General features: G+C 64.9%; 7 protein-coding genes. 3 read left to right on the top strand and 4 right to left on the bottom strand.

Features of this window, described 5'->3' with window-relative positions:
* Nucleotides 1–860 precede the first annotated feature (860 nt).
* On the bottom strand, nt 861–1235 hold the full coding sequence (locus tag QQL87_RS13530; protein ID WP_284418642.1) for a nuclear transport factor 2 family protein: 375 nt from the start codon (nt 1233–1235) through the stop codon (nt 861–863).
* A 132-nt stretch (nt 1236–1367) separates the two neighbouring features.
* On the opposite strand from QQL87_RS13530, the gene QQL87_RS13525 reads away from it, so the two are divergent.
* Nucleotides 1368–1847, top strand: coding sequence for an Lrp/AsnC family transcriptional regulator (locus tag QQL87_RS13525; RefSeq protein ID WP_284418641.1), 480 nt, complete (start codon nt 1368–1370; stop codon nt 1845–1847).
* A gap of 249 nt (nt 1848–2096) precedes the next feature.
* Nucleotides 2097–2537 carry a nuclear transport factor 2 family protein gene (locus QQL87_RS13520; RefSeq protein WP_502871164.1) on the top strand — a complete coding sequence of 147 codons (441 nt, stop codon included), beginning with the start codon at nt 2097–2099 and terminating at the stop codon, nt 2535–2537.
* A 44-nt stretch (nt 2538–2581) separates the two neighbouring features.
* Here QQL87_RS13520 and QQL87_RS13515 read toward each other — a convergent pair whose 3' ends face one another.
* The 3 genes from QQL87_RS13515 to QQL87_RS13505 form a co-directional block, all read right to left on the bottom strand.
* Complete coding sequence (locus QQL87_RS13515; protein WP_284418640.1) at nt 2582–3259, bottom strand: nitroreductase; 678 nt, start codon at nt 3257–3259, stop codon at nt 2582–2584.
* 112 nt (nt 3260–3371) lie between these two features.
* Nucleotides 3372–4046: an HAD hydrolase-like protein gene (locus tag QQL87_RS13510; protein ID WP_284418639.1), complete on the bottom strand. Its 675-nt coding sequence runs from the start codon at nt 4044–4046 to the stop codon at nt 3372–3374.
* Between the two features lie 89 nt (nt 4047–4135).
* Nucleotides 4136–4999, bottom strand: a complete 864-nt coding sequence (locus QQL87_RS13505) for an ornithine carbamoyltransferase (RefSeq protein WP_349817271.1) — start codon at nt 4997–4999, stop codon at nt 4136–4138.
* 135 nt (nt 5000–5134) lie between these two features.
* On the opposite strand from QQL87_RS13505, the gene QQL87_RS13500 reads away from it, so the two are divergent.
* The gene (locus tag QQL87_RS13500) at nt 5135–6223 is read left to right on the top strand and encodes a mandelate racemase/muconate lactonizing enzyme family protein (RefSeq protein ID WP_284418638.1); all 1089 of its coding nucleotides are present in this window, start codon (nt 5135–5137) and stop codon (nt 6221–6223) included.
* Nucleotides 6224–6241 lie beyond the last annotated feature (18 nt).

Below are 6241 nucleotides of genomic sequence, written 5' to 3'. Positions count from 1 at the left end.
GCGCTCCCTCTCCCCGTTCTTCACGGGGAGAGGGTTGGGGTGAGGGGCAGCCGCATCGGGAGTGACTGCGGAGATACCTGTACCCCCTCACCTGGATTGCATCTTCGATGCAATCCGACCTCTCCCCGCAAGCGGGGCGAGGTGAGCACCGAGCGAGTTCGCCGAATTTGCATTCTCATCACCAACCATGGGAATTGCGATCTTCGCTGAGCGCCTGAAGATCGGGCGCGCCTCAGCGATCTCGCGGCCTGATTTACCCGAGCTTTGCGGATCGTTCACGCCCTTGAATAGCCGAGGGCGCAGGGAAGGCCGGGAGCTGGCTGCTCCCATGGCCCGCCTGCGGAAAAAAAATGCAGGCGGCAGGTACCACAGGTTCAGCCGAGACATCCCGGCCCTCCCTGCGCGATGGGTTTAACGGCTGCTCCGTGCTCTCCCCGGGAACCGGCTTTCTTGCCCCCGTCACCTGATGACACGTCATGTCACCGAGGCTTGGCGCCAGCATCGGGGCGCCAGGACCACACGGCTTGACCGTCCGCGAGCTGCCAATCGTCCAGCGCTTGAGCACCTGACAGGCCCGCGTCCACCGCTCCCCGCCTCAACGTATCGTGACGACGCGTACGCCCCTCTGCATGAGGACGGGATGCGCGAATAAGATCATGAATTCGGAAAATTAGCAAGCGCAAAATGCAGCGGCGCAGTTGCCCGACGCGCATACGTCGTAAGGTGCGCAAAGGAGCAGCCATGCTGGCGGCCTCGGCGCACACTCGTGGTGGCGCCGTGCCCACCATCTCGCTGATCAACGCGCTGATCGATGGTGGGCACGCCGCCGCCTGTCGGCGGCCGCTTGGCCCACCCTACAGCTACAGCTCGATGTGAAATGACTTGGCCGTCACCATCCATTGCCCATCGATCAGGTGGAAGCAGAGATAGTCGGTATAGAGGATCAGATCGATCCGGACTCTCACCTTTACGACCGCTTGCGACGGTGACGCGACGTCGATCAGCAGAATCTCCTGGCGGCGTGGCGCGCCTTTCGACTTCGGAGAGGGATTGTCCGCCAGAAGATGACGATACTCGGCTGCGGTCAGGACCCGCAATTTCTGATCGCGCAAGCCATGCAGTTGCGCGGTCGGCGCAAACACGCGGTCGAAACGGCCGATGTCGGAATCGAACATCGTATCGAAGTATAGTTCGACGGCGGCGACAAGTGCGGGGAGGGTGGCGATATCGGCCATGTTCGGGATCTCCGGGTTTTTTGACGGTCTCAATTCTGACCCGGCCCCCGCGCGCATGTCCTTGCAAACTGTGCTATCATCCTGGCCTCCTACGCAACAAACCCCTCTTCTGAAGCTGCCATTGTCAGAGATATGCCAAAAGTCAGGCTCGACGCGATCGACCAGCGCATCATCAGGGAGTTGCAGGCCGATGCGCGGCTCAGCAATGTCGAGCTTGCCGAGCGGGTCGGCTTGTCGCCATCCCCTTGCCTGCGTCGTGTGAAGCGTCTGGAGCAGGAAGGCATCATCCAAGGCTATCGCGCCGTCCTGAACCGTGACGGCGTCGGACTTGGGTTCTCGGCATTCCTCGCCATCAAGATCGAAGAACACGCAAATGAGCATGCTTTGGCCTTCGAAGAGGCCGTCTGTGCCATGCCCGAGGTCCTCGCCTGTCATCTGGTGTCAGGAGATTCGGACTACCTGCTCGAGGTCGTCACTGCTGATCTGGAGCATTATCGGCAATTCCTGGTCGAACGGCTGTTGAGCTTGTCGATCGTGCGCGAGGTCCGCAGCAACATCGCTATCCAGACCCGCAAGGCCGCGGCTCCGCTGCCGTTGGAGCAGCAGCGCTGACGCTGCCGGTGGAAGCATGGATCAAAACGATGGCGCGCACGCGCAGCAGGGTGGGCAAAGGCGCAGCTACGATGTCTCAGCGGACGAGATCGCGGTGGCGCCGTACTCACCATCTCCGTGGTCCGTGCGCGGCTACTTCGTCAACGGCGCCGAGTTGTTCGTCGCGGCCAGGCACAGGTCTGAGGCGACAGGTGTGAGGCCAGCAGCACAGCTGGCACGTCACACCGAGCGAGCCGTTGGATCTCCACAGTGACTACAGCCCTGCGCTCGACCATCGTTGCGCGCTGGGACAAAGGCAAACAAAGGGAACAAGCCATGTCGCACTTATCAGCCGATTACGACGATCTTCTTCGATCGAACCTCAACCGCGTTTTCAATGAGCGCGATCCGGCAAAGCGCGCAGATGCGATCGCCGAGTTGTTCGTGGAAGCCCCCGTCATGTTCGAGCCGACCAACGTCATCCAGGGCCGGGCCGAAATCTCGCGCGTCGCCGGCGAACTGCTTGAGCAGTTCGGGCCCGATTTCACCTTCGTGCCCTCAGGACCCGCGGTGGGTCACCATGGCCTGGCTCATCTTGCTTGGCAGGCGGGGCCGAACGGCGGCCCTGTCGCGGTGACCGGCGCCGATGTGGCAGAGATCGTCGACGGCCGGATCGCGCGGCTTTGGGTGCTGCTGAACGGCGCAGCTTGATTGCCGCGCCGCGGGCGCGCCATGATCGAGAGACGAAGCGACGACTAATCCTCGAAACCCACGAACACCGTCGCTTCCTTCACCGACTTGCGCTCCGACACCACAGCATTCGCCGGGAAATCATGATCCGGCCAGCCCAGCGCGATGCTCTTCATGATGACCTGGTCGTCGGCGATGCCGGCGTGCTCGCGCACGACCGGTGACTGCATGATGCCCTGGCTGTTGATCACGGCGCCGAGGCCGCGCGACCAGGCGGCGTTGACGAGCGCATTGGTGACGGCGCCGCAGTCGAACGGCGTATCGTCGCTGCCGGCGAGCACGCGGTCATAGGTGACGATGATGCAGACCGGGGCATCGAACTGGCGGAAGCCGCGCAGCACCCAGTCCTGACGCTTCTCCTTGTCGTCGCGCGCGATGCCCATGGCGGAGAACAACTGCTTGGCGACGCCGATCTGGCGCTCGCGGTGCGCACCATCGAACGGCTGGCCGATGCGGAATTCGCGCGACTGCGGCACGCCGGCGATCATGCGCTCGGTGTTGCCGGCACGGATGCGATCGAGCGGTTCGCCGGTGATGACGTAGAAATTCCACGGCTGGGTGTTCATCGACGACGGCGCGCGCATCGCCAGGGTGAGGATCTCCTCGATCAGCGCCCGCGGCACGGGATCCGGCTTGTAACCGCGGATGCTGCGGCGGCCGAGGATGACGTCGTCGAACTGCATGTGGCTGGTATTCCCGGATGATCACTGAGCTGGCCACGATCTTCGCGGCTTTCCGGTTCCGGTGCAAGATTGGCGACATGCCCCGACGTCGTCATGCGTCCGGCAATTGCTTCTAACCGGACTCACGCTGCAACATCGACAGCACCGCGCGCGCGAGATCGGCGGGATTTTCCACGAGACGGTCTGCGCCCGCGGTTTCGAGCTCGTCGCGGCTGCCATAGCCCCAGAGCACACCGAGACTCTTCATCCGGACGGCGTGGGCGCCGGCGACGTCGTGGCGGCGGTCGCCGACCATGAGGCTGTCCCGCGCGGCGATATTCCGCTGGGTGAGAATATGCGCCAGCAGCTCGGGCTTGTGGTCGAGCGCACCCGACGGCACCGAGCCGTGAATGGCTGCGAACAACGAGGCCAGATCCAAATGCTCCAGGATGCGCCGCGCGAACACCTCACGTTTCGACGTCGCGAGATAGATGCGCAGGCCGGCACCTTGCAGCTCCTGCAGCGCCTCGCGAATGCCGGGATAGAGCGCGCAGCCGAACAGGCCGATGTCGCCATAGTGCTGACGATAGGCCAAGACGGCGTCGTCGACACGGTCGTCGCCATAGGCCTGCAGCAGCACGCGCAGCATGTCCTGCAGCGGCGGGCCGATGACAGCGGTGACGTCGAGCGTGTCGTCAGGCGCATGTCCGAGCGAGCGCAAGGCGGCCAGCGTGCTCGCGGCAATGCCGGGGCGCGAGTCGATCAGGGTGCCGTCGAGGTCGAGCAGGACTGAATGGATCGGGGACATGTCCGAGCATAGGCGCGGCCGGTCGCGCCGTAAACGCCAGCGCCTCCGATCGTGGCAGCAGCGGCACGCAAGGCGCTTCAGCCTCGGCCTCAGGGCCCGCCGAACACCCATTCGAGCGCGGCATTCTGGGCATGCAGCAGGAATGCCTTGGCCTGCACCACCCGGCAGGCGCGATGCAGCATGGCATCGGCAGAGACCTCATGCCCGCGCGTCACCGGCGGACAGGGCAGGAAGTCCAGGTCCGGCCGCAGGCCATCCAGCAGCGCCGCGGTGATCTGATAGTCCTGCAGGTCGCCGGCATCGTCATCTCCCAGCCAGCAATCGGTGATGATCACGTCGGCGTCCTGCAATTCGCCGAGATCGGTCGCGACGCGAAAACGCGGCGAATCTCCCGGCGCATGCCATCGTGCCGGATAGACCTGGACGATTTCGATCGGAAGCACCTGCGCGGCCTCGATCCACGAGCCCAGGATGTTCGCGGCGGGCGCCACCACGGCGATCTTCAATCCCTCGATCGCGCCGCGGCGATGCCACAGGAAGGCGAGGTCGCCGAGCGTCTCGCAGGGATGGTTCTGCCGCGTGCGTGCGTTGATCACCGGCGCCTGCGCCCAATGCGACAAGGCATAGAGCATCTCGAGCTCCGGCGTGCGGCAGACCACCGCATCGAACCAGTTGTCGAGATAGGCGGCGAGATCCTCCACCGCCTCCGTCGCGTTGAGACGGATCGGCGCGTGCACGCACAGCCCGCCCATCGATCGCACGCCGAGATCGAAGGCGGTGGTATTGCGCCAGCCGCCGTCATCGACCACGAGCGCGATGCGCCGGCCTGCAAGCGTCTGCGGCATCTCGCGCGCCTGCCAGCAGGCGGCAAGCTGCTGCGCGCGCGCCAGCATGCCCATGACATCGGAGCCATCGAGGTCACCCAGAGCCAGGATGTCGCGATCGCTCGTCATGCACACTCACCACATCCATGGATCACGCTGATCGATATCGAGGCCCGGCCCGCGTCCGCCATGCGCCGTTCGCAATTGCCCTCGCCCCACCACGAGCATAACCTTCGCCAAAAATCCAGGGAAGGAACCGCGCCGATGGCCGTGATCGCATCGATCGAGACCGGGCTGTATCGCATTCCACTCAGTGTGACCTTGTCCGACAGCACCCATGGCGAGATGACGGCGTTCGAGCTGATCACCTGCCGGGTGCGCGATGCCGATGGCGCCGAGGGCATCGGCTACACCTATACGGTCGGCCGCAACGGATATGCGGTCGCCGACATCGTCGGGCGCGAGATCTCCGAGCTGGTTGGAGGCCAGGAGGCCGACGACACCGAGGCGATCTGGCACCTTGTGTGGTGGGGCCTGCACTATGGCGGACGCGGCGGCCCGGTCGTGCTGGCGCTGTCGGCGCTCGACATCGCGCTGTGGGATCTCAAAGCGCGGCGCGCTGGCCTGCCCCTGTTCCGCCTGCTCGGCGGTTTCGACGCGCATGTGCCCTGCTATGCCGGCGGCATCGACCTCGATCTCTCCGTCGACGCGCTGCTGAAGCAGACCGACGACAATCTCGCCAAGGGCTTTCGCGCCATCAAGATGAAGGTCGGGCGGCCCGATCTCGGCTCCGACGTCGCACGCGTGCGCGCGATGCGGCAACATCTCGGCGACGGCTTTCCGCTGATGGCCGATGCCAACATGAAGTGGACGGTCGAGGAGGCGATCCGCGCCGCCCGCGCGCTCCAGCCGTTCGACCTCACCTGGCTGGAGGAGCCGACCATTCCCGACGATATCGCGGGACACGCGCGCATTCTCAGCGCCGGCGGCGTGCCGATCGCGGCCGGCGAGAATCTGCGCTCGCTGTGGGACTTCAAGAACTACATCGCTGCGGGCGCGGTGTCCTATCCCGAGCCCGACGTGACCAATTGCGGCGGCGTCACCGCGTTCATGAAGATCGCGCGGTTGGCGGAGGCGTTCAACCTGCCCGTGACCAGCCACGGCGCGCATGACATCACGGTGCACCTGCTCGCCGCCTGCCCCAACCGCTCCTTCCTCGAAGCCCACGGCTTCGGCCTCGACCGCTATATCGCGCATCCGCTGGTGCTGGAGAACGGAATGGCGGTAGCCCCGATGCGGCCGGGCCATGGCATCAATTTCGACTGGGAGGGGCTGGCCAGGCTGGCGGGGTGAGAGCACCCCAATCGATCC

The sequence above is a fragment of the Bradyrhizobium sp. SSBR45G genome (assembly GCF_030159255.1).
Lineage (GTDB): Bacteria > Pseudomonadota > Alphaproteobacteria > Rhizobiales > Xanthobacteraceae > Bradyrhizobium.
This window is presented reverse-complemented; position numbering and strand designations above follow the sequence as displayed.